The sequence below is a fragment of the Oceanobacillus massiliensis str. N'diop genome (genome assembly GCF_000285495.1).
Lineage (GTDB): Bacteria > Bacillota > Bacilli > Bacillales > Amphibacillaceae > Oceanobacillus > Oceanobacillus massiliensis.
Genome location: NZ_HE610977.1, coordinates 297,043 through 319,292, shown reverse-complemented (window position 1 = coordinate 319,292; position 22,250 = coordinate 297,043). Strand labels below are relative to the sequence as shown.

At 39.3% G+C, this 22,250-nt stretch carries 24 protein-coding genes and 1 pseudogene; 11 read left to right on the top strand and 14 right to left on the bottom strand.

The annotated features are described in order from the left end of the window. Positions 1–43: 43 nt before the first annotated feature. From OMHG_RS19005 to lepB, 4 genes and pseudogenes are all read right to left on the bottom strand, one after another. Positions 44–124: pseudogene (locus OMHG_RS19005) on the bottom strand (YjcZ family sporulation protein); the annotation flags it as partial. 189 nt (positions 125–313) lie between these two features. Beyond that, positions 314–1,405: a S1C family serine protease gene (locus OMHG_RS07175; protein WP_044476857.1), complete on the bottom strand. Its 1,092-nt coding sequence runs from the start codon at positions 1,403–1,405 to the stop codon at positions 314–316. A gap of 84 nt (positions 1,406–1,489) precedes the next feature. Further along, positions 1,490–2,650 carry a zinc-ribbon domain-containing protein gene (locus OMHG_RS07170; RefSeq protein ID WP_010649612.1) on the bottom strand — a complete coding sequence of 387 codons (1,161 nt, stop codon included), beginning with the start codon at positions 2,648–2,650 and terminating at the stop codon, positions 1,490–1,492. 527 nt (positions 2,651–3,177) lie between these two features. Then, positions 3,178–3,711 carry a signal peptidase I gene (gene lepB, locus OMHG_RS07165; protein WP_044476817.1) on the bottom strand — a complete coding sequence of 178 codons (534 nt, stop codon included), beginning with the start codon at positions 3,709–3,711 and terminating at the stop codon, positions 3,178–3,180. Between the two features lie 132 nt (positions 3,712–3,843). Here lepB and OMHG_RS07160 point away from each other — a divergent pair, with 132 nt between their 5' ends. After that, positions 3,844–4,023 carry an aspartyl-phosphate phosphatase Spo0E family protein gene (locus tag OMHG_RS07160; protein ID WP_010649608.1) on the top strand — a complete coding sequence of 60 codons (180 nt, stop codon included), beginning with the start codon at positions 3,844–3,846 and terminating at the stop codon, positions 4,021–4,023. Positions 4,024–4,032: 9 nt separating this feature from the next. On the opposite strand, the gene OMHG_RS07155 is transcribed toward OMHG_RS07160, so the two are convergent. Beyond that, complete coding sequence (locus tag OMHG_RS07155; RefSeq protein WP_010649606.1) at positions 4,033–5,196, bottom strand: aminotransferase A; 1,164 nt, start codon at positions 5,194–5,196, stop codon at positions 4,033–4,035. Between the two features lie 129 nt (positions 5,197–5,325). On the opposite strand from OMHG_RS07155, the gene OMHG_RS19430 reads away from it, so the two are divergent. Then, positions 5,326–5,445 carry an FbpB family small basic protein gene (locus OMHG_RS19430; RefSeq protein ID WP_010649605.1) on the top strand — a complete coding sequence of 40 codons (120 nt, stop codon included), beginning with the start codon at positions 5,326–5,328 and terminating at the stop codon, positions 5,443–5,445. A gap of 61 nt (positions 5,446–5,506) precedes the next feature. Here OMHG_RS19430 and OMHG_RS07150 read toward each other — a convergent pair whose 3' ends face one another. Next, positions 5,507–6,409 (bottom strand): DMT family transporter, encoded by a 903-nt coding sequence (locus OMHG_RS07150; RefSeq protein WP_010649604.1) that lies wholly within the window; start codon positions 6,407–6,409, stop codon positions 5,507–5,509. Positions 6,410–6,550: 141 nt separating this feature from the next. On the opposite strand from OMHG_RS07150, the gene OMHG_RS19000 reads away from it, so the two are divergent. After that, on the top strand, positions 6,551–6,925 hold the full coding sequence (locus tag OMHG_RS19000; protein WP_237566161.1) for a hypothetical protein: 375 nt from the start codon (positions 6,551–6,553) through the stop codon (positions 6,923–6,925). 265 nt (positions 6,926–7,190) lie between these two features. On the opposite strand, the gene OMHG_RS07140 is transcribed toward OMHG_RS19000, so the two are convergent. The 6 genes from OMHG_RS07140 to OMHG_RS07115 all read right to left on the bottom strand — a co-directional run bounded on the left by OMHG_RS07140 (position 7,191) and on the right by OMHG_RS07115 (position 11,463). Then, the gene (locus OMHG_RS07140; protein WP_010649602.1) at positions 7,191–7,391 is read right to left on the bottom strand and encodes a hypothetical protein; all 201 of its coding nucleotides are present in this window, start codon (positions 7,389–7,391) and stop codon (positions 7,191–7,193) included. A 73-nt stretch (positions 7,392–7,464) separates the two neighbouring features. Then, complete coding sequence (locus tag OMHG_RS07135; protein WP_010649601.1) at positions 7,465–7,938, bottom strand: YkyB family protein; 474 nt, start codon at positions 7,936–7,938, stop codon at positions 7,465–7,467. A gap of 260 nt (positions 7,939–8,198) precedes the next feature. Next, the gene (locus tag OMHG_RS07130; protein WP_010649600.1) at positions 8,199–8,768 is read right to left on the bottom strand and encodes an SCO family protein; all 570 of its coding nucleotides are present in this window, start codon (positions 8,766–8,768) and stop codon (positions 8,199–8,201) included. Positions 8,769–9,033: 265 nt separating this feature from the next. Further along, a complete protein-coding gene (locus OMHG_RS07125) occupies positions 9,034–9,888 on the bottom strand; it encodes a metallophosphoesterase (RefSeq protein ID WP_010649599.1) in 855 nt (284 codons plus the stop codon). Between the two features lie 325 nt (positions 9,889–10,213). Continuing rightward, a complete protein-coding gene (locus OMHG_RS07120) occupies positions 10,214–11,149 on the bottom strand; it encodes a cation diffusion facilitator family transporter (RefSeq protein WP_010649598.1) in 936 nt (311 codons plus the stop codon). An 11-nt stretch (positions 11,150–11,160) separates the two neighbouring features. Continuing rightward, positions 11,161–11,463 carry an ArsR/SmtB family transcription factor gene (locus OMHG_RS07115; RefSeq protein ID WP_010649597.1) on the bottom strand — a complete coding sequence of 101 codons (303 nt, stop codon included), beginning with the start codon at positions 11,461–11,463 and terminating at the stop codon, positions 11,161–11,163. Between the two features lie 192 nt (positions 11,464–11,655). Between OMHG_RS07115 and cbpB the strand changes: the two genes are divergently transcribed. The 8 genes from cbpB (at position 11,656) to OMHG_RS07075 (ending at position 19,707) form a co-directional block, all read left to right on the top strand. Next, positions 11,656–12,105 carry a cyclic-di-AMP-binding protein CbpB gene (gene cbpB / locus OMHG_RS07110; protein WP_010649596.1) on the top strand — a complete coding sequence of 150 codons (450 nt, stop codon included), beginning with the start codon at positions 11,656–11,658 and terminating at the stop codon, positions 12,103–12,105. A 164-nt stretch (positions 12,106–12,269) separates the two neighbouring features. Next, positions 12,270–12,986, top strand: a complete 717-nt coding sequence (gene dapD, locus OMHG_RS07105) for a 2,3,4,5-tetrahydropyridine-2,6-dicarboxylate N-acetyltransferase (RefSeq protein WP_010649594.1) — start codon at positions 12,270–12,272, stop codon at positions 12,984–12,986. 6 nt (positions 12,987–12,992) lie between these two features. Beyond that, a complete protein-coding gene (locus OMHG_RS07100; protein ID WP_010649592.1) occupies positions 12,993–14,117 on the top strand; it encodes an N-acetyldiaminopimelate deacetylase in 1,125 nt (374 codons plus the stop codon). A gap of 69 nt (positions 14,118–14,186) precedes the next feature. Then, positions 14,187–14,429 (top strand): YkuS family protein, encoded by a 243-nt coding sequence (locus tag OMHG_RS07095; protein WP_010649590.1) that lies wholly within the window; start codon positions 14,187–14,189, stop codon positions 14,427–14,429. A 154-nt stretch (positions 14,430–14,583) separates the two neighbouring features. Next, positions 14,584–15,024 (top strand): TlpA disulfide reductase family protein, encoded by a 441-nt coding sequence (locus tag OMHG_RS07090; protein WP_010649589.1) that lies wholly within the window; start codon positions 14,584–14,586, stop codon positions 15,022–15,024. Between the two features lie 334 nt (positions 15,025–15,358). Next, positions 15,359–17,110, top strand: coding sequence for an ABC transporter ATP-binding protein (locus OMHG_RS07085; RefSeq protein WP_010649587.1), 1,752 nt, complete (start codon positions 15,359–15,361; stop codon positions 17,108–17,110). 50 nt (positions 17,111–17,160) lie between these two features. Beyond that, positions 17,161–18,951: an ABC transporter ATP-binding protein gene (locus OMHG_RS07080; protein ID WP_010649585.1), complete on the top strand. Its 1,791-nt coding sequence runs from the start codon at positions 17,161–17,163 to the stop codon at positions 18,949–18,951. Positions 18,952–19,044: 93 nt separating this feature from the next. After that, positions 19,045–19,707, top strand: coding sequence for a potassium channel family protein (locus OMHG_RS07075; protein WP_010649583.1), 663 nt, complete (start codon positions 19,045–19,047; stop codon positions 19,705–19,707). A gap of 254 nt (positions 19,708–19,961) precedes the next feature. Here the strand turns inward: OMHG_RS07075 and rnjA are convergent, their stop codons facing one another. Next, positions 19,962–21,629, bottom strand: coding sequence for a ribonuclease J1 (gene rnjA / locus OMHG_RS07070; RefSeq protein ID WP_010649581.1), 1,668 nt, complete (start codon positions 21,627–21,629; stop codon positions 19,962–19,964). Between the two features lie 3 nt (positions 21,630–21,632). Continuing rightward, positions 21,633–21,842, bottom strand: coding sequence for a DNA-dependent RNA polymerase subunit epsilon (locus OMHG_RS07065; protein ID WP_010649579.1), 210 nt, complete (start codon positions 21,840–21,842; stop codon positions 21,633–21,635). Positions 21,843–22,250: the final 408 nt, after the last annotated feature.

Below are 22,250 nucleotides of genomic sequence, written 5' to 3'. Positions count from 1 at the left end.
TAAAAAACGGCTTGTGCTAGAATGTTAGCACAAGCCATTTTTGTTAGCAGTAAAATGCTGCTCCTACAATAATCAATAGGATAAAAAGCACAACAATTAATGCGAAATTGTTTCCATATCCACCAACGTTGCCTTGATTTCCACAGTCGAAGCCGCCAAATCCATAGCCATAGCCCATGCTTTTTCACCTCCCGATGGTACATTAATACTGTATGCACCAATGACAGTTATGTATAGACATTTTCCCTATAAAAACTTACACAACTAAAAATAGCTGCCCTTCGATGGAGTTCGAAAGGCAGCACAGACCATTTTATTTTTCAGAGCTAGAGTAATTAAGAATTTTCAATTGATCATTTTCATATCCAATCTGAAACTCAAACAGATATGTTTCTTTTTCTGTTTCTTCTTTATTTGGGATTTTCCGTTCAATGGTTACTTCCGTCGTTGTTTTAATGCGATTGTTTTCTGTGCTGGAACTGCTGATTTCAGCAAAATCAAGATTTACGACATCAATGTAGCTGTTCCTGAATTCTGTATATGTCAATTCGGATTGAAGGGAGCTTCCTAACAGGGTATAGGCACCAACATAGTCTCGAATAGAAATGCTCTCAAGAAAGTAATCCGTCACATATTCAGCCCCTTCCAGATTCTGTTCGGAATCAGAAGAACGAATGAGATCTGTAACATTTGAAAAATGAAGCTGTTCGTTTTGCGCCTCATTGGACCACTGTTTGATTTGATCTAACACTTCAATAATCGGAATACTAAACCCGATGGTACCATCCTGCGTTCCTACGGAGTTAACCCCGATTATTTCACCTGTTTCCCGCTTGATTAAGGGCCCGCCGCTATTACCGTGTGATATCTGTGCCGATATCTGATAGGCATTGGAGTAATCAAATCCATCAACGGAAAAGTTTCTTTCAGTGCCTGAAATAATACCCAAGGTCACAGTATTTTGAAAACCATGCGGGCTTCCCAGTGCTATTACCTCATCCCCGATTTCAGCAAGAGTGTCTTCTTCGAGAGGGAGGGTGCTGCGCCCAGCAAGCTGCAGAACCCTTATAACGGCAATGTCATCATTTTCTCCGATTCCAATCACGGCTGCTGGGTATATTTCAGCATTTGATGTTCTCACATAAATGGCATCAGCATCTTGGATGACGTGGGCATTGGTGATAATGTCACCTTTCTCATTATAAAGAAAGCCGGAGCCTGTTATCGTACTCGTCTCATTCTGACCTTCGACCTGTATGACGCTTTTTTCCGCCTCGTGGATAATTGATTTCAAGTCCAGCGAGGTGGTCGTATCGGCAACAACGTTTACTATTGGATTATTTATTGTCAGTTCCTTTGAATTCCAATTATCATATATTTTTAGTATCGAAATGATCCCTGCCATTAAGATAATACATGATAGGATAATAGGGGGATAGTGCTTTTTTCGCAATGAAAATCACCTCTTTGATGCAATCAGTTCTGATTACTATTCGGTATACCAGGTTATTTTATTAACTTCTATGTCAAGTTCCTTCAAATCTCTTTTTAAATCAAAATGAGTAAATTCAAATCTTCCGTTTTCATCCGGATAAAGTGTTTCCGGGAAAATAACAACTTCATTTGAAAGCACCTCTGTATCCTTATTTGTTAGAATGGAGTATTCCACAACCACGGAGCTGATCGGTACAGTAGCAACACTTTCCACCTGACCCTTGGCGACAATATTCCCTTGATCATCTATTTCCAAGTCGGCAGATTTTAATTTGATTGCATCATTCTCGTTTACATTCTGCTCCTCTTGAGCACTATTTATAGCCTGTTCAATTCTTTGCTGCTGGGCAGTCTCAAACGCTGATTTTTCTTTGGTAATGGTGGTTTCCAGACTGAGCAGTTTTTCGGATTGTGGCGCATATTTCTTGCCATCCTCGACAATTATCTGAGCATCATTAAATTGCTTTTGATTGAGCTGTTCACTTGCCCTTGAAAAAGAATAGTCAACAATCTGATTGCGGATGTTATCTGTAATGGTATCTGCTTCTTGACTATTAATGGCTTCCGCTTCCCAGAGCATCACTTTCAAATCTTCAATTTTGGGTTTCTGATTTAGTGTATATTTCAACTCGGTAATTTTGATATTGTTTTTAACCTCACCAATATCACTAATAATAAGATCGGCAGCGGAACCCTCATAATTTTTCAATAAGGAGGATGCATTATTAATTAGGGAGGTTGCCTCTTGGAACTTTTTATCTTCTTGTAATTGCTTAGCTTGGTCTAAAGCCTTTTGTACCTCGATAGCAGCATTCACAAACTCTATGGTATTCTCGGCAATTGAAAAGTTATGGTTATGATCCAGCGCTTCTGAAAATAATTCCTTGGCTTGCTGATAGTTACGTTCCTGCAGTTTTTGTTCACCTTGACTGTACAGTTCTTTTGCCTCAATTGATTCATTCTCGAGGATTAAATGGAAGAGACCTGTCGAGACTGCGATTATTACAGCAGAAATCAGCGGCATATACCAGAACTTATTAAACTTCTTTCTATTATAAATGCGATTCTTTATATCCTTTGGCAATTTTTTGCCGCAATGAATGCAATATTGTTCATCTTCTTTTACATCGGTACCGCAATAGGGGCAGTGAAACATGGTGCAAACCTCCAAAACATAATCATATAAAAGCTCCCGGGCAGTCGCCAAAGCATTTCTCTGTCCAGCTTGTGGCTCCCAGCAGCTTCCGTCATAAGCAATTGACTCTACAAGCGTAAGCCCGTTGCTTTTCGGTCATTTGCTTATGCGTCCGCTCCTACCAGTCGCCAAAGCATTTCTTCACAATTCTAACATATTTTGCTTTATTTAGGGGGTGGATATTGGTATGATAGGGAAAGTGGAACATTATATTGTAATGAATGATTTAGGGATAAAGGAAATGAAAGGGGTGCCATTGGAATGGAAATTTTATTTGGGGTAGTCTGTTTTGGAATACTCGTACTTAATGTGGGATATCTTCTTCTTGACCATGAATAATATGTAGAGGATGTTTTCCATTTTTTAAAAGCTTTTTTGCGAAGGTGCTGCTGTTAATAGCAGCAGACAGTGTATTGGAAAATAGATTCATTCAATTCTTGCATGTAAATAAGTGAGAAGGGGGAGCTGCAATAGCCTCCCCCTTAGAATTATTTCGTCATTGCCCATTCGCTGAATGGATATATTACAATTTCGGACTTTCCGATGATTTCATTTTCTTCAATAAATCCGAGTCCGTTTCGGCTATCCTTACTTATTGCACGATTGTCACCCATTACAAAATAGCTTTCTTTCGGTATGGTAACAGGACCGAAATTTCCTGTATTGTATCTTGCATCTTCAGTTAAAAAAGTCTGGGAATATTCCTCACCGTTTATGATTAAATGGCTTCCGTTTATTTCAATTGTTTCACCCGGCAAACCAATTACTCTTTTAACATAATTTTTAGTAGGTCTTTGAATAATAACAACATCTCCACGATCAGGCTCACCCATGTAGTATATAAGTTTATTGAATATGACTCTTTCTCCATCCTGAAGGGTTGGGTCCATACTTTCACCTTCTACAATGGATGTTGCGAAGATAAAGGTTCTTAGAAAAAGAGCAATCAGAATGGCTAAGATGATTGCTTTTACCCATTCAAGCCATTCATTTTTCTTTTTTGCTTCCGGCACAGAAGTCATCCTTCCTTTACAAGTTTCAAATTAATAGTAGCATAGAGTGATGCAGTAATCGAACATTTTCCATTAATTTAACACAATAAACACAAACTGGTTCACAGTTTCAAATTTAGAAAACAGAGAGGCCAAATTAATATGACGACAACTGAAAATATTCTTCGCCGAATAGAGTTTTTACGAAAAAAAATGACTGATGTGGCCATGAGCAAAGGATTCACCAATACAGAATCGATTCACATCAGTCAAGAGCTTGACCTATTATTAAACCTTTACGAAGAAGTGAAAAGTAAATCAAATCCAAAAAATAATTGCTGATAAAAGCTATTAACGTAATTCTTCCTTTTGCAAGAAGGTCTCTATACGATTCAGCCCCTTAGAGATTGTTTCTAGATCATATGCGTACGACAGTCTCATATACCCTTCTCCCAGTGCGGAAAAACTATCACCTGGAACCAATGCCACTTTTGCTTTTCGAACGAGTGCCAACCCCAATTCAAATGAGGTCATTTCCTGGATAGGAAACTTAGGAAAGAAATAAAAAGCTCCTTCAGGTCTATTAACCTCAAGTCCCATATTTTGTAATCTTCCATACACATAATCTCTTCTTTTCCTATATTCTTGAAGCATTGCCATGGTACTGTCTGACTTTCCTGTCAATGCTTCAAGAGCTGCATATTGACTGATTGAGGATGCACAAGATACATTGTATTGGTGTACTTTCAAGATATGTTGACAGAGCCATTCAGGAGCAAGCACATATCCGATGCGAAAACCGGTCATGGAATGTGACTTCGACAAGCCATTCACGACAATCGTTTTCTTATTAACGGAACCGAAACTCGCAATGGACGTGTGTTTATTGTCAAAGACGAGCTCACTGTATATCTCATCAGCCAAGATGAAGATATCTTTATCCTTCAATACATCTGTCAGATCCTGTAGCTCTTCTTTCGAGAAGGAAGCGCCTGTTGGATTGGAAGGGTAGGGGAGGACAACGCACTTTGTCTTTGCAGTAATATGCTCTTTGAGCGTCTGCTTTGTCAGTTTAAATCCTGTCTGGGTTGTATCAACATAGACAGGATGCGCACCCGCGAGTTTGATTAATGGTTCATAACCTGGATAAATGGGACCTGGCAGGATTACCTCATCTCCGGGAGAAAGAATGGTGCGGAAAGTAATATCGATTGCTTCAGAAGCACCTGTAGTAACAATTATTTCTGATTCTGGATTAAAACTGATGCCATAGTGAGATTCATTGAATGAAGATATAGCCTTTCTTAATTCCAATAACCCTGCATTGTGGGTGTACGTCGTTTTATTCTGTGCCACTGCTTTAACCGTTGCTTGCTTAACATTTTCCGGTGTATAAAAGTCAGGCTGGCCAATTGTCAATGAGATAACGTCCTTTTCATTGGCGACCATATTAGAAAACCTGCGAATTCCAGATATTTCGATGTTTTTTACGTTTGTGTTCAATAAATAGTCCATAAAATAACCACCTTTTCATAAATATTTCCTATTATGTGACAAAAACTTAATAAAATGTTCAAATAATTTTGATTTATAATACAAAAAATGGGGTATAATTAAATTAGAACATGATAAGGAGTGTAACTGATGAGACCGAAACCGTTAAATTTCGAACAATTAGTCAAACAAAATAGGCAAGAGCTTTTAAATGATGAAGAAAGTATAACACAAATTGAGCTCCGGTTAGAAAAAAACAGGAAGCTTTAGCTTTGTCAGATCGACAAAAAATAGAAATAAAAGAATAAATAAGAGCAGAAATGAGAATGGATCATTTCTGCTTTTCATATGGAAAGGGAATCTTGTCCCTATAGAGCTGAATGAGCAGGACTGCACCTAAAATGCAACCCATTCCCAGCATTTGGGTAATTGAAAAAGGTTCTTGAAATATAAAAATACCAATAATGGTGGCAACAACTGGTTCAGTTGTTGCCAATATGGAGGCCTTTGAAGCTTGTACATAATGTAAACCGTATGTATAGACAATATATGCCAGTGCTGTCGGTAAAAGGCCAAGTCCAATTGCATAAAATAAGACTTCAGGATCAAGCAATAAACCTGATTTTTCCTTATAAGGGAAAAATGGTGAAAGGGACACTGCAGCGGTAATAAAGGTAAAAGCTGTTACGCTAAGACTGGAGTATTTTTCTAAAGCGAATTTACTGATGATACTGTACAGCGCATAACCTATGCCAGAGCCCAGACCTAAGATAATACTTACTGCCTGAAGATTTGCTATGCTGCCTGGTGTTAAGCCCACAACCAGGCAACTCCCCAGTAATGTAAGGATGAGCGCAGCGATCTTTACACGGGTGATTGTTTCTTTGAATAGGAAAAATGAGATAATCGTGACGAATGCTGGAGCTGTATATAACAAGGCAGTAGCCATCGGGATGGTTGATTGTTCGATAGCTGTAAATAAGCAAAAATTAAAAAAGATAATGCTGCAGACGCCTGTTCCGAAAAAGTATTTGATATCGATTAGTTTTCTCAACTTTAATTCCTTTGGTGAAGCTATTGATAGATAGATAATAAGAATGAGTGCTGAAAACCATGCCCGCAATGTAACTACTTCCATTGGAGTGAATCCAAGTAAATAGAGGTTCTTCACATACCACCCAATTGTCCCCCAAAGTGCTGCTCCGGCCAGTATCATTAAAAAATGTTTATTCAAAGCGATGCATGTCCTCCTTTTCCTTTATTGCGTTAATTATGATTATAGCAAAAAAACCTTCATGCAAGAACGTATAGAATAAGAACTGCAAGGAGAAAATGCTAATCAGTAAAAATGATTTCCAGTACTTGTTCGAGAATTATGATGAGGGAAGCGGGTTGTGCAGTCGTGATGGAATTCAGTAACTTTATTTATTTTATTACAATTGGGAATATAGGTGTCGAAGAGCATTATGTATACGTTTTAGGCTGCATAGCCGGAAGTATGATAATATATTTTTTTGCTAAGCCGCTAATATTAAAAATCGTGAATTTGAAGCTTTATAGACTGTTAAGCTATTTGATAAGCAGCCTTATAATCATGTTAAGTGTATTTATTATCTCTTTTCTGATTGAGGACCTTAACCGTTTATTGATACCTATAATGAAGGTCACTGTCCAGAGCATTTCTTTTCTAGGTATGTTTTTGGCAATCGGAATATTGATTCAGCAGTTTATCCGTGGGCAGTCCTCTTAGGGATGAATGCGTTAAATTAGCGGCTGTTTGAATTTGCGGAATAAGTTGTCGTGATGATTGGCTCTTTATTCGCATTTCATCATACGAAGCAAAACCGGCTTCCTTGAAGAAGGAAGCCGGTTTGGAGAGTGCCGTTACCGGTACGTGCAGTTTATAGATTATCCGTCAAATAAGAACAACAGCATTCTTTTAGAAAACAACTATTTAAAGCGACTAACTGAATCAGAACGCATGGCAGTGAAATTTGAAATGCCGTGCGTTCTGATTAATTGTCCATCCGTTTATTAACCGATTCCAGCCATTCATAGACAGGCTGAAAATATTCCTGCGGGGTTTTTAGACTTGGCGGAGCAGCGTCCATCACAAGTATTTTCTCGTTTTCCGATAGTTTTTCATATTTATCTTTTAAAACATGTGTCTGTTCGGCATATCGGTGCAGCTCGTATACGAAATCCTGAAGTTTCATTTTCACCGCCTCCTTTATAGATGTATTACCCTAAATCTCGAGAATGTAACACATCCATAAAGGATGATAGGAGTTAGTAGTTTCGGTGTGATTTACTTGGAGGCCATTCCATTTTCCCTAGAGAGGATGGAGTATAGTAGGAAGATGTGTACCGTTTCTGTCTTGGGTGAGGTTTCTTTTCCGGCTTCCAGTCAATATACTGATAGACAATTCTCTTGGCCTGTGATAAAGACATCTTCGTTTGCGGGTTCCGGTAATTCTGGTCAAGAGAACCGAGATGTTTGAGATTTTTGAAGTCGTCTTTGGATGGAGGTATATGAAAGTAATAGTCAGCTACCTTTACTAGCAATGTAGAATGTTGATTGCTTAGCTTTGGATGGTCAGAGAAATGAAGTCCCACTTTTTCCGCCTTTTTTTCTTTTAACAATTTGCATATGGTGTCTTTCTTGATTTGATACAGATGCTGGGGATCAGGAGCGGTTTTAGCATGACGGTTGATGGTAAATACGGCCTGTGCTAGATTCTGTATGGTAATTTCATGCTTCATGGACTTTCTCCTTTCTAATCTAATGGATAAATATATATTCTATCGTATCGTAAAGCTTGTCCTGAGGCAAATAGAAATCAACAAGAAGCGTGATAATTTTTAACTGGAAGAGATTCGATAATATGAATCCCCCTAAGAAGGCATTTCTGAAGTCGGACCGCTGCCAGTCCTAAAGGAATCTTCCCCACGTATTTATCCTTCATAAAGGGAAGGGAATACATGAAAAAAATGCTCCATTTCGAGCATTTTCTTCATGCTTGCTATTGAACTTTTTTTAGATCCTCGACAATAGAGTCAAGAGCGGATGATTGTACACCACCATAATTTTTTATCACTTCGCCCTCAGGACTTACGAGGAAGAATGAAGTTCCATGTGTCACCTGATCAGAACCATCTGGAGCTTCGGTGACAAGGTTTTTAAACGACTTAATGGAGAACTCTTTAATCGTATTAAAGTCATAGCCAGTCAGGAAATTCCAGTTGCTGAAGTCAGCTCCATAGCTATCGCCATAGTCTTTTAAAACTTCAGGGCTATCGTGCTCGGGATCCACACTAAAAGAAACAAGCTGCGCATCGATACCTTCTTCTTTAAGCATTGTTTGCAAGGACGCCAGATTTGCAGTCATTGGAAGGCATACTGTTGTACAATTCGTGAAAATGAAATCAGCAATCCACCATTCACCTTCTAAATCGCTGAGCCCCATCTTTTCATTATCCTGTGTTGTAAATTCGAAATCTGAAACTTTTTTAGACATAGTAGTATCAATTGGATAGCCGCCACAGGCACTCAGAAAGATGCTAAGTCCTGCTAATATTAATAAATGTTTCATTTGAAAGTCCTTTCTGCAATGATTCTCTTGGTAAATGTGATTTTCAAGTCATTATTAATAGAAAACTGCGATTCACAGCAATGACCTTGTTTAAGCCCTATTCACCATATTCCAAAGACAAATAGATTATTTAGTATTCTCATGCTGCTTCAAAATGATTGGTTTCACGGTCATTATATCATTAAATTGGTCGATGCTTGCATCCTTAAGCTTGAAAGCTTTATGACAATTAACTGCAGCATCTGTTATTTGGTTCGCCAGGCAGCTAGGTCTTGCTATGTAGTGTATACATATGCAATTCCGGTCTGCAGAGAAAGCGGTATGGCAAGCGCGTTGTACCAATGCCGCTATTTACATACAAGGTGAGGCCCTCTGATTCCAGATCATATTTTCCTTGTACATATTTTTCAGCAAACGCTGGAGTATAGAGATGACCGATAAAGGGCAGTCGGACCTGTCCGCCATGACTATGCCCGGATAACTGCACATCCACGGGGAATCCTGCCGCATGATCAGCATAATCTGGCTCGTGTGCCAAAAGAATTGTGAACAGGTCTGGGTTGGTATTTTGTAAAGTTGATTCCAGATCAGGTTTGCCAAGCATGACATCATCTATTCCAGCAAGAATCATATGTGAGCTATTCTTTTCAATAGTGGCATGGCTGTTTTGCAGTAATTGAAATCCTGATTCTTCCATGACATCCCTTACCACCTCTGTTCCATAGCCGCCATGGTCATGGTTGCCGTATATCCAATACTTTCCATAGGGTGCTTTCATAGATTGAAGTATATCAACTATATTGGAATCCCAATTGAAGTTATTTGGCTCATCAACCAGATCCCCAGTAAAGACAATCAGGTCCGGTTCCAGTGAATTGATTTTGTCGGTAAGTTCTTTAAATTGTGTCAGCGAGTATTGAAAACCTATATGTGTATCCGAAAGTTGGATGATTTTAAATTGGTTAAATGCAGGGTTGAGTTTAACGGAAGTGATGGTTTCTTCCGTAATTTTTAATAAGGAAGGCTCGATTTCTCTCGAGTAATAATAAGTTCCGCCACTTAGCCCGATAAAAGCTAGCAGACTTCCAAAAGTTTTCTTTATAAAGGAACGTCGATTCATTATAGTCATACCTTTCTCGAAAAAACAGATGGTAAAAGTATAGCATGGTTTGAAGTTAATATGAAAAGCAAAAGTCCTATATTAATGCTACTATTCAAGATAATTGATTTAGAATTATCTGTTAACTGTTTGACATTCATATTTCTATTACTTAGAATTAAAGAAGGGCATTTGGGATAAATATACTTACGGTCTATGTTTAGAAAATGAACAAGAGCCTGAATTAAAAAATACGTACCAGCCAGATTACTGGCCAATACGTATTAGCTTCTGCTTTAAAAGCAAATAAAACATAGTGATTTAAATAGCTGGTCAATTGAACGGTTTAATCACAGGATTCACAATCACTATGGAATTTGGAGTGATACCCTTCAATTTGTATCGTACAATGGGAAATATGAAATTGATTTTTAACAACTTCATTTGCCTTTCTCAGTATATCATCTCTGTCGATCGATTCCTGAACGACAAGATGGCAGCTCATGGATGGGAATTCTGATGTAATCGACCAGACATGGACATCATGGACATCTTCAATGCCATCAATAGAACTAAGGGTGTCTGTCAGGGAACCAACGTTGATGTTTGCCGGCTTTCCTTCCATTAGAATGTTCAAAGAATCTCTGGTTATTCTAAGCCCTGAAACAATAATTAGGACGGCCACTATAATACTCGCAATCGGGTCAGCGATATTCCATCCAAATAATATAATCAAAAGACCTGCAATGAGTGCACCAATTGATCCAAGTAAATCACCCATTACATGAAGCAGAGCGCTTTTGATATTCAGATTTTGCTCTGTATCTCCACGCATCAGCATCCAGGCAACCAAGATATTGACACAGAAGCCGACAAAGGCAATAATCATCATATTTCCACTGACTATCGGGGGCTCAGCAAATCGATGAATGGCTTCATAGAATACAAACAGTGAGATTGCAACTAACGTAATTCCATTAATGAAAGCAGCGATAATTTCAAAGCGCCGGTACCCGAAGGTCTTGCTTCCTGTTGCTTTCTTTTCGCCTATTTTAAAAGCAATCAGGCTCAGGCCCAATGCTGCCGCATCACTCAGCATATGCCCTGCATCTGACAGCAATGCGAGACTATTTGTCAAAAATCCCCCAATTGCTTCTACGATCATAAACGTAAAGATAAAGATAAAGCTCCAAAAGAGTACACGGGTATTCGATGTATGATGATGGTGCCCATGCCCCGCGTGACTATGGTCGTGATCATGATGCTCGTGTTGGTGTCCCATATGTTTTCCTCCTAGCTTGTGTGTTTAGTGTGTTCAATCGTCTGTTCCAGCAAATTCATAACGTGATAATCATCAGGAGAATAGTATGACATTGTTTTGACTTTGCGCTTTTTGACCAGATGGAGCTGCTTTAAGTATTTCAGTTGGTGTGAGATCGCTGACTGATTCATATTCAATTGTTCCGCTATTTCATTGACGGAACACTCCCTTTGAAATAATAAATGAAGTACTTTGATTCTTGTTGGGTCAGATAAAGCTTTGAAAATTTGCGATATATGGTCGATTTGTTGATCGTCCAAGGAATGGTCGTGCATCTGTTTCACCTCTTAGTATATGAACATATGCACATATTATAAAATATGTGCGCAAAAATAGCAACTAATGGCTTTGAAGATGTTTCTGTGTTTCGAATATGGTAGGATTAGGGTATCCATATATACTGTTTCGGAAAATGATGATGCGATTACAGAATCAAATAGGAATGTTTTAACGAAGGGGGCTTTATTATGAGTGTAATTCAAGACAAACAATTAGATGAAATTTCAATTTGCGATTTATTTATTCCCTCGGAAAAAGTAGCACATGTACAAATAAATAATCCATTGGAGCATGCTTTATTAGTACTTGTGAAATCAGGGTATTCAGCTGTTCCGGTTTTGGATTCTTCTTATAAATTTGTGGGTATTATCGGAAAAACTGTTATTTTAAATGGAATTTTAGGATTGGAACGTTTTGAAATTGAAAAGCTTTCCGAGATGAAGGTAAAAGACGTGATGGATAGCAATATCCCAACATTGACAAGAGAGAGCACACTGCTTGATGGATTAAACAGTGTCATTGACCATACCTTTGTATGCCTTGTTGATAAGGAAGGATATTTTGATGGTATACTGACCAGAAGAGCTATCCTCAAAGAGATCAAGAAGAATGTCTATATCAATTCGTATAAAAAATAGCAATTGACAGCAGCCGCTTCCAATTCGGATGGCAGCGGCTGTTTTTTTATGCCTCTTGAAATGCACCAGCAGTTCTGGTCGGCCGAGAATTTATAAAATATTTGCGAGTACATATACTGTCTGCTAAAGTAAAATAGAGATTATGAAAATCAGGAGGAAAAAACATGAACATGATGGATGCAAATGAAATTATCAATTTTATTTCGAATAGCAAGAAAAGCACACCTGTTAAAGTATACATAAAAGGTGATTTGAGCAATCTGAATATCGACGATTCTATTCAGGCCTTCATAGAGGATAAGAGCGGTGTTCTATTTGGGGAATGGAAAAGCATTCAAGCTTTCATAGAAAATAATGAAGCGTCAATAACAGATTATGTTGTGGAAAACGATCGCCGAAACTCTGCTATTCCAATGTTAGACCTTAAAGGAATCAACGCCAGAATTGAGCCAGGTGCAATTATTCGTGACCAAGTAGAGATTGGCGATGGCGCCGTTATCATGATGGGAGCTTCCATAAATATCGGGGCTGTAATTGGTGAAGGTACCATGATCGATATGAATGCTGTTTTGGGTGGACGTGCTACAGTGGGCAAAAATTGCCATATTGGAGCAGGTACTGTCCTAGCAGGAGTTATTGAACCGCCATCCGCAAAGCCTGTCATAATTGAGGATGATGTAGTTATCGGAGCGAATGTTGTTGTTCTGGAAGGTGTAACCGTTGGAAAGGGATCTATTGTTGCAGCTGGCGCCATTGTGACACAGGATGTCGCACCGAATACACTTGTTGGCGGTACACCTGCTCGCGTATTAAAGGAAATTGATGAACAAACTAAATCAAAAACAGAAATTAAACACGAGCTTCGTAAACTGGATAATTAAGTAACCATGGATACCGATATAGATTTACGTCAAATAAGAAGAGAACTTCATCAAATTCCGGAATTGGGTTTCCGTGAATTTAAAACACAAGCGTATTTACTTGAAAAAATCGAAGCAATGAAAACGGATCGCGTTTCGATAAAACGATGGAGAACTGGAATTCTGGTAAAAGTGGATGGACTTTCTCCGAAACAGACAATCGGTTTTAGAAGCGATATGGATGGATTGCCGATAACCGAGTCAACCAATTTTGATTTTAAATCCAAACATGCTGGAAGAATGCACGCCTGTGGGCACGACTTTCATATGACAATTGCCCTTGGTGTTATGCAGCATATTATTGACAATCCACTACAGGATGATGCAGTTTTTATCTATCAGCCTGCAGAGGAAGGGCCTGGCGGGGCGCTGCCAATGCTTCAGTCGGATGAATTCCAGGAGTGGAAACCGGATGTGATTTTTGCATTGCATATTGCTCCGGAACTGCCGGTTGGAACCGTGTCTTCAAGAGAAGGTCTGCTTTTTGCAAATACAAGCGAATTGTTTATCGATTTTACCGGTCTTGGCGGACATGCAGCATATCCGCATTTATCACGGGATATGACAGTAGCTGCCAGTAACTTTGTTATACAAATGCAGCAGATAATCTCCAGAGGATTGAATCCTTTGGAAAGTGCGGTAATCACCGTCGGCAAGATGGAAAGCGGTTTTGTTCAAAACGCCATTGCCGCAACCGCGCGGCTTGAGGGTACGATTCGGACAATGAATCCAGAGACAATAGGAACGATAAAGGAAAAGCTTGAAAGGCTTATGAAAGGCTTCGAAATCAGTCACGAATGCAAGATCAGCGTTGATTATGGGGCAAACTACTATCAGGTATATAATCAGGACAAATATGTAGCATTATTTGAACGGACGATGCATGAACAAGGAATCACCTATATGGAAGCAAATGCAGCCATGACGGGAGAAGACTTTGGAGACATGCTGAAAGAGATTCCGGGATTTATGTTTTGGCTTGGTGTTGATTCTCCGTATGGTTTACACAATGCGATGATCAATCCGAACGAAGAAGCGCTTGAAGTTGGTATCAGATCGGTAACCAGTATGTTTAAATCCCTCACGAACTAACGTGTATAATGTTTACAAGTCAGCAGAAACTATGATTGTAAATGTACATGTACAGAGGAGGAAATCCATATGGCGCGAATAGGTGTAGAAGATACGCTGACAGATGTCAAAACGGCCCTGATGGAAATGGGGCATGAGATTATTGATTTGCGAACCGAAAAAGATGCGGGACATTGTGATTGTTGCGTGATCTCCGGGCAGGATAAAGATGTCATGGGCATGCAATCAACTAGCATAGGTGGTCCGGTAATCAATGCCCAAGGGCAAAATGCTGAAGATGTATGTCAGATGGTCAATCAGAAATTAAGTTGAAATTTAAATAACAATTATGAAAAAAAGGCAGAGTTTCCCTATCAAATGGGAGGCTCTGTTTTTCTATGTGTCATTTTACTCCTTGATTTCATATATAAATATGACACTGAATTGGATTCATAATAGAGTTCTAACCTAAGGGGGTAATGTAACAATGAAGTTGTCGGATGATATACCGGAACTTGAGGCAGCTGGAGAATGGATAAATAGCCGCAGGATGATAAATAGTGACCTTATCGGAGAGAAACCTACATTGATCTATTTTTGGTCGGTCAGCTGCAGTTCCTGCAAAAGGGCTCTGCCGCTCATTAATCAAGTACGGGACGAATATAAGGGCAAGCTGCATGTATTAAGCATTCATAGGCCACTCCAGGAGGAAGATAAGCAATTGCAAACGGTAAGGGATCAAGCTTTGAAATACCAGATTACAGACCCTCTGTTCGCTGACCAAGAGGACATCTTATCGAAAAGATTCCAGGCAAAATATGTGCCGGCCTATTTTATTTTTGATGCAAATGGTAAACTAAAGCACTTTCAATCAGGAGGCAACGGTCTGCAATTACTTCGCAGACGTCTGGAGCGTGTAATGAAGTAGGAAGCCTTACTTTCTCTTGCAAGAAGCGAGAGCTGTCAAGACGCGGGCACTCATATTTCCGCCGTAGCTAAACCAGGTACTGTGCAGAGATATTCATCAGTTGCTTTTACACGAGAAGCAGGCTACAAAAACAATAATCTGCCAGAAACGAGAATACCCAATTGCTCGATATCTAACAGACGGAAGCATTCCCGATTTGGCTGGGAGTGCTATTTTTCTGCGTTCCGAATTTGTATAATAAAAATTTTTAAAAACTTTAAAAAATATATGGAAATTTATTTCGGAAACCGTTATATTAGTAATTACGGTAAAAGAACGAAGGAGGGAAATTTATTTGGATACGTTTAAAAAATTGAAAAGGTTTTATTGGCCATATAAAAGATATTTTTTATGGTCGCTTTTATTTTTACTGTTTCTCACCTTAATTACAGTTGTCTATCCAATCATCCTACAGGTTACAATCGACGAAGTTGTACTTCAGGACAGATATGAGCTGATTCCGTGGATATGTATGATCTTCCTGGGACTTATGGTTATTAAAGGTATTTCGACATTCTCATTCCAGTATCTCGGGGATGTCTTCGGTATGACAACTGTCTACAAACTGCGTGAATCTTTATATGATAAACTCCAGTCCTTAGCATTCAAGTATTATGACAACGCAAAAACTGGAGATATTATGTCCCGGTTAACGGCAGATGTAGAAGGATTTCGTTTTTTCCTTTCAGTTGGATTCGCAGAGTTGATCAGAGTTGTACTGCTTATTGTAATCAGCTTAAGCATAATGTTTTATTATTCAATTCCATTGGCATTGGTTACAATGGCTGCAATCCCATTCTTGGCCATAGTGGTCTTTAAATTTGATCAACGGGTGCATCCGGCTTTTCGGAAAATCAGAAAGTCATTTGGAAAACTGAACACAAGGGTGCAAGAGAATATCAGCGGGATGAACACGGTAAAGTCCTTGTCAAGAGAGGACTTTGAGATAGGAAGATTTTCAGCGAATAATGATAACTACCGCCAGAATTACCTGAAAACATCAAAACTTTGGGCGAAATATTTCCCGCTTATGGAGTTTATCGGTAATGTCTGTGTGGTTGCCTTGCTTGCATACGGAGGGTTTTTGGTTATGGAAGGGCAAGTTGGTTTGGGAGAGCTCGTTGCCTTTTTCAGTCTTGTCTGGTATATCCTCGGGCCCTTAATGAATCTTGGATTTATTGTCAACCAGTTTTCGCAGGCGAAAGCGTCTGGTGAGCGATTGATTGAGATCCTCGAAGCAAAAGAAGACATAATTGAAAAAGAAAATGCATTGGATTGCGCTATAAAAGGGCATGTTACATTTAATAATGTCTCACTCAGCTATATTGAAAATGATGATGCGGCATTAAAAGATATTAGTTTTGATGCACCGCCGGGGAAAGTGATTGGTCTCATCGGTGCAACCGGTTCAGGCAAAACAAGCATCACACAATTGATTACGAGATTTTATGAACCACAGATCGGGGAAGTCCTTGTTGATGGCAGGCCGGTAGGGGATTATAAACTGAAAACGTTAAGAAGCCATATCGGCTTTGTCTTGCAGGAGCCTTTTTTATTCTCTACTTCTATAAGAGAAAATATTGCATATGGAAACCCGAACGTTTCAGAAGACCAAATTATTGCAGCAGCGAAAAGGGCACAGGCCCATGATTTCATTATGGATCTGCCGAAAGGCTATGAAACAATGCTTGGTGAACGCGGAATGGGACTCTCTGGCGGCCAAAAGCAAAGGATAGCAATCGCTCGGGCAATATGCATTGATCCAAGTATTCTTGTGCTTGATGATGCAACCTCCGCTGTGGATATGGAAACAGAATTCAAGATACAAAAAGCTTTGCGGGAAGTTATGAAAGGAAGGACTACTTTCATTATCGCCCACCGTATATCTTCCTTGAAACATGCGGATGAGATATTGGTTCTGGAAGAAGGAAAAGTGGTTGAACGCGGATCCCATGAATTCTTGTTGAATCACAAGGGACCCTATGAAAGAATCTACAATATCCAATACCAGGATCGTCAGGAAATCATGGATACAGTCAATCATTAGGGAGGTGTAACATATATGTCAAAGGGAAAAAAGAACAAGAAAGCAGACATTTGAAAAGATTTTCCTATACGGTAGACCAGGCAATTGAAAAGCCATTCAACTGGACACAAATGGGGCGTTTGCTTCAATTCGTTAAGCCATATTCAAAAACCTATTTGCCGGCAGCGATTATTGCAATGCTTATTTCAACAATTATTCGATTAACGGTCCCTATATTAATCGGTAAAATAGCCATCGATATGGCTATTACCGAAGAGGATACAACATTGCTTGTCTATCTCGTTGCTGGTATAGCACTTTTATATTTATTAAATTATGCTGCCAATACATTTCGGATTAAATGGGTGAATATATTAGGCCAGAATGTAATCTATGATATCAGGCAAAAGCTTTTTTCCCATGTACAGCGATTGTCGCATCGCTTCTTTGACACGCGGTCAGCAGGTTCGATCTTAGTAAGGATACTGAATGATATTAATTCATTGCAGGAACTATTTACAAACGGTATCATCAACCTGCTCATGGATACGGTTATGTTATTGGGAATCATCGTGATTTTATTTGTATTAAGTCCACCACTTGCTTTGGCGGTAATCGTTGTAATTCCGCTTATGTTTATTATTTCAACACAGCTCAGAAGAAGAATACGCCGCTCGTGGCAGGAAGTACGGGTTCATCAATCCAGACTGAATTCACATTTGAATGAAGGGATTCAGGGGATGAGAATTACCCAATCCTTCTCACAGGAAACAGAGAATGCTGAGTTCTTCGATGGAGTCAATAGGGGTTATTTTAACAGCTTCAAAGATGCGGCGAAAAAAAGTGCAATGTTCCGCCCGCTTGTAGATATATGCGATGCGGCCGGAACCATCATCCTAATCGCGTTTGGAGCCTACTTAATCTTAAATGGGACGATAGAAATCGGCACCTTTGTCTCATTTGCCTTTTTCCTTGGCATGTTCTGGGAACCAATTTCGAGATTGGGGCAAATGTACAATCAGTTATTGATGGCAATGGCCTCCTCTGAGCGTATTTTTGAGTTCTTGGATGAGCAGCCGAATGTGGAGGATAAGAAAGATGGATATGTATTTGAGGAAATGAAGGGGCACATTGAATTCGATCGTGTTCAATTTTCGTATAATGCAGATCGGGTTGCATTGCATGAAATCTCGCTTGATATAAAAGATGGCCAGACGATAGCCTTGGTTGGACATACAGGGAGCGGCAAATCGACGATCGCCAATCTTATCAGCCGCTTCTATGATCCAACGGCAGGGAAAGTTAAAGTAGACGGGCATGATCTCCGGGATGTGAAGCTTGATAGTTTAAGGCAGCGCATCAGTGTTGTACTACAGGATACGTTTATCTTTTCTGGCACGATCATGGAGAATATCCGTTTTGGCCGGCCGAATGCAACCGATGAAGAGGTAATAGAGGCGGCGAAAGTAGTGGGCGCAGATGATTTTATCAAACGGCTGGCAAATGGCTATTATACAGAGGTCGAAGAAAGGGGAAATATCCTTTCGGCAGGAGAAAGACAGCTCTTATCATTTGCCAGGGCATTGCTTGCCAATCCAAGTATCATCATCCTGGATGAAGCAACGGCAAGTATTGATACAGAGTCAGAGGTTAAAATCCAGCAAGCACTGCGTAAACTGTTAAAGGGAAGAACATCGATTATTATCGCTCACCGACTATCGACCATTCGTGAATCGGATACCATTTTTGTCTTGGAACAGGGACGGATTTTGGAACAGGGAAGTCACCAAGCATTAATGAAACAACATGGAAAATATTATGAACTTGTAAAATCACAATTCACCATGCTCGATGCGATTTAGTCCATTTTGGGAGCAATCTTCAATTGAAGGTTGCTCCTTTCTGTGTCAATTAGTATGATAAGTACTAGAATATGCAATATTGGAGGAAGAATAATGTCAAAAGATTTCGCAGTGATCGGACTGGGTCGGTTTGGCGGCAGCATTTGCCGTGAATTAAGCATGGAAGGTATGCAGGTGCTTGCTATTGACCAGGATGAGGATAGAGTAAATGAATTTAAAAATATAGCTTATCATGCAGTTATAGCAGATTCGACTGATGAAGATATGCTAAGGGAAATAGGCATCAAAAACTTTGACCATGTGATTGTGGCAATAGGGGAGAATATCCAGGCAAGTATCCTTACGGCGGTTATTTTAACAGACATAGGCATTAAAAAAATCACTGTTAAAGCTCAGAATGACTATCACGAAAAAATATTAAGCAGAATTGGTGTCCAACAGGTAGTGCATCCCGAGCGTGATATGGGAAGAAGGCTTGCCCATAACTTCATTTCTAACAATATTCTGGATTACCTTGAATTATCGGATGACCATAGCATTGTAGAAGTAAAGGCTGGGAAGAAAATGGTCGGTAAATCTCTCATTGATTTGGATGTTCGGGCCAACTATGGCTGTAATATTGTTGCCATAAAGCATGGGCGTGATATCAATGTTTCACCAAAAGCTGAAGAACCGCTGCACGAGGACGATATCTTGATTGTGATTGGGGCGGATAAAGATATATCCAGATTTGAGAGGAACCTAGTAATGGATTAATAAAAAAGCTCCTTCTTGCGCCAAGGAAGCTGAAAGTTCCCTACAATGAAAGCGACTGACCGGCACAGAAATCGACCGCTGCTGCTACCTCGCAGTTTCTTTCAAATACGGAATTACACACAACAATACTTACGAAAAGAGCCTAAAAAAAAGGAATGGAGGATTCTCCATTCCTTTTTTCTGGTCCCCCTTTTAATAAATAGTGGGGGCAGCAGTGCAGAGCGCTGCATAAAATCGTCTGCACATTTTTTATTTTAGACTTCCATTATGATAGGCAATACCATTGGACGGCGTTTTGTTTTTTCATACAAGAATGGTGCGATGGTATCTGTAATTTCATTTTTGATTTCAGACCATTGTGTTGTTTTTCTGTCCATTACTTTATTTAAATGTGCAGAAACAAGCTTTTGTGCTTCATTAATCAGGTCTTCAGATTCTCTCATGTATACAAATCCTCTGGAAATGATATCTGGACCAGAAGCTATTTTGAATTCCTTCATATTGATGCTAACTACAACAATGACAAGTCCTTCCTCAGAAAGAATACGGCGATCGCGCAATACAATATTACCAATATCACCGATTCCGCTGCCATCCACATAGATGGAGCCGGAAGGGATTTTACCGGAGATTGCTGCATGGTCTTTACTTAATGCAAGAACATCGCCATTATCCATAATAAATGAATTATCTGGATCGACATCACATGATTCTGCAAGTTTAATATGTTCTTTCAGCATCCGGTATTCACCATGGATAGGCATGAAGAATTTAGGCTTAATCAATCTAAGCATCAATTTTTGCTCTTCCTGGCTACCATGTCCTGAAGTATGGATATTGCTCAGCTTACCATGTATTACATCAGCACCTGCACGATATAATTTATTGATGGTTCTGCTGACACTCACTGTATTTCCCGGAATTGGTGATGAAGAAAATACTACTGTATCCCCAGGGATAATCTGGATTTGTCTGTGTGTCCCATTGGCAATACGTGATAAAGCTGCCATTGTTTCACCTTGAGAACCTGTACATAGGATGGTAACTTCATTTGCCGGCAAACGGTTGATCTGATTACCTTCAATAAATGTTTCTTTTGGCGCTTGAATATAGCCGAGTTCTAAGCCGATATTAATAGCATTTTCCATGCTGCGACCAAACACAGCAACCTTACGATTATGTCTCACTGCTGCTTCAACAACCTGCTGCAGACGGTAAATATTGGATGCGAATGTTGCGAAGATGAGTCTTCCTTCTACACGGCTGAAAACATCATGGATGCTTTGACCCACAACTTTTTCAGACATTGTAAAACCTGGAACCTCACTGTTTGTGCTGTCAGAAAGCAGACAGAGCACGCCTTCTTTACCAATTTCAGCCATTTTTGCTAGATTAGCTGGTTCACCCACTGGAGTAAAGTCAAATTTAAAGTCACCAGTATGGACAATATTGCCTGGTGGTGTTTTAACGACTACTCCATATGAATCGGGAATACTATGAGTGGTACGGAAAAAACTGACGGAAGTTTTACGGAATTTAATAACATCATCTTCTTGAATGGTAGTCAATTTAGCATTTCTTAACAGACCATGCTCATCCAATTTATTTCTGATCAATCCAATTGCTAAAGGACCTGCGTAAATAGGCACATTTACTTCACGCAGAAGATATGGAATTCCGCCAATATGATCTTCGTGACCATGTGTTACGAAAAGACCTTTGATCTTATCCTGATTTTGAACGATATACGTGTAATCAGGAATAACATAGTCAATTCCAAGAAGCTCATCCTCAGGAAATTTAATTCCGGCATCTATTAAAATAATCTCGTCCTGAAATTGAACGGCATACGTATTTTTCCCGATTTCGCCTAATCCACCTAGTGCGAAAACAGCTGTCTGATCATTTTTTACGAATTTCATAACCTAAATGTTCTCCACTTTCAGTTTGCCGGTTTCTTTTTCATAATTAAGATGTGCCTCATCTAATTCGTGGATATATTCGATGTTATAGTTTCTGTCAACTAATTTCTTTCTTACCTCTCGGACTGAGTCTGCCTCGACGTAAAGGCTTTTTGTACGTTCTCGTACAGGGATTTCTTCTTGAAGTTCTTGATACAATACTTTAAAAATCATTTCATCTCTCCTAACTGATATTTTTATATTTTCCAGGAATTTGAATTATGCCTGTGATACAGACCATAACCTTGTCCCCTTTTTTGATATGATTAGTTTCCGTTAAAAACTTCGTCTGATTTGTTTCCGAAGCAAACCAGATAATTTATAAAGTACTTTATTGGTGTGATTGGTTGCATCCTTGGTAGTCTTATTTAAAAGTAGTAGGTACACGTCCTTCTTTGCCTAAAAAGTCTCTCCACCGTTTCTTAAGCTTTTCTTTTAGGCGCTTTAGCATAAGGACACACGTCTCCTTTCAGATATCTAAGAAAAGCAACAAAAACATTCTACCGTCCAATCCTCTTATCTATAGTATAGTACGAAATGAGGAATAATTAAATAAAAATACTTCATTTATAAAAAAATAGT

Bases quoted from the DNA above. Each gene is read 5' to 3' on its own strand.
- OMHG_RS07120 (WP_010649598.1), bottom strand. From the start codon at position 11,149: ATGGGACACCAACACGAGCATCATGATCACGACCATAGTCACGCGGGG.
- OMHG_RS07065 (WP_010649579.1), bottom strand. From the start codon at position 21,842: ATGATTTTTAAAGTATTGTATCAAGAACTTCAAGAAGAAATCCCTGTA.
- lepB (WP_044476817.1), bottom strand. From the start codon at position 3,711: ATGACTTCTGTGCCGGAAGCAAAAAAGAAAAATGAATGGCTTGAATGG.
- OMHG_RS07160 (WP_010649608.1), top strand. From the start codon at position 3,844: ATGACGACAACTGAAAATATTCTTCGCCGAATAGAGTTTTTACGAAAA.
- OMHG_RS07115 (WP_010649597.1), bottom strand. From the start codon at position 11,463: ATGCACGACCATTCCTTGGACGATCAACAAATCGACCATATATCGCAA.
- OMHG_RS07095 (WP_010649590.1), top strand. From the start codon at position 14,187: ATGGCGCGAATAGGTGTAGAAGATACGCTGACAGATGTCAAAACGGCC.
- OMHG_RS19430 (WP_010649605.1), top strand. From the start codon at position 5,326: ATGAGACCGAAACCGTTAAATTTCGAACAATTAGTCAAACAAAATAGG.
- dapD (WP_010649594.1), top strand. From the start codon at position 12,270: ATGAACATGATGGATGCAAATGAAATTATCAATTTTATTTCGAATAGC.
- OMHG_RS07090 (WP_010649589.1), top strand. From the start codon at position 14,584: ATGAAGTTGTCGGATGATATACCGGAACTTGAGGCAGCTGGAGAATGG.
- OMHG_RS07075 (WP_010649583.1), top strand. From the start codon at position 19,045: ATGTCAAAAGATTTCGCAGTGATCGGACTGGGTCGGTTTGGCGGCAGC.
- OMHG_RS07140 (WP_010649602.1), bottom strand. From the start codon at position 7,391: ATGAAACTTCAGGATTTCGTATACGAGCTGCACCGATATGCCGAACAG.
- rnjA (WP_010649581.1), bottom strand. From the start codon at position 21,629: ATGAAATTCGTAAAAAATGATCAGACAGCTGTTTTCGCACTAGGTGGA.
- OMHG_RS07175 (WP_044476857.1), bottom strand. From the start codon at position 1,405: ATGGCAGGGATCATTTCGATACTAAAAATATATGATAATTGGAATTCA.
- OMHG_RS07125 (WP_010649599.1), bottom strand. From the start codon at position 9,888: ATGAATCGACGTTCCTTTATAAAGAAAACTTTTGGAAGTCTGCTAGCT.
- OMHG_RS07135 (WP_010649601.1), bottom strand. From the start codon at position 7,938: ATGAAGCATGAAATTACCATACAGAATCTAGCACAGGCCGTATTTACC.
- OMHG_RS19000 (WP_237566161.1), top strand. From the start codon at position 6,551: ATGATGAGGGAAGCGGGTTGTGCAGTCGTGATGGAATTCAGTAACTTT.
- OMHG_RS07170 (WP_010649612.1), bottom strand. From the start codon at position 2,650: ATGTTTCACTGCCCCTATTGCGGTACCGATGTAAAAGAAGATGAACAA.
- cbpB (WP_010649596.1), top strand. From the start codon at position 11,656: ATGAGTGTAATTCAAGACAAACAATTAGATGAAATTTCAATTTGCGAT.
- OMHG_RS07100 (WP_010649592.1), top strand. From the start codon at position 12,993: ATGGATACCGATATAGATTTACGTCAAATAAGAAGAGAACTTCATCAA.
- OMHG_RS07130 (WP_010649600.1), bottom strand. From the start codon at position 8,768: ATGAAACATTTATTAATATTAGCAGGACTTAGCATCTTTCTGAGTGCC.
- OMHG_RS07155 (WP_010649606.1), bottom strand. From the start codon at position 5,196: ATGGACTATTTATTGAACACAAACGTAAAAAACATCGAAATATCTGGA.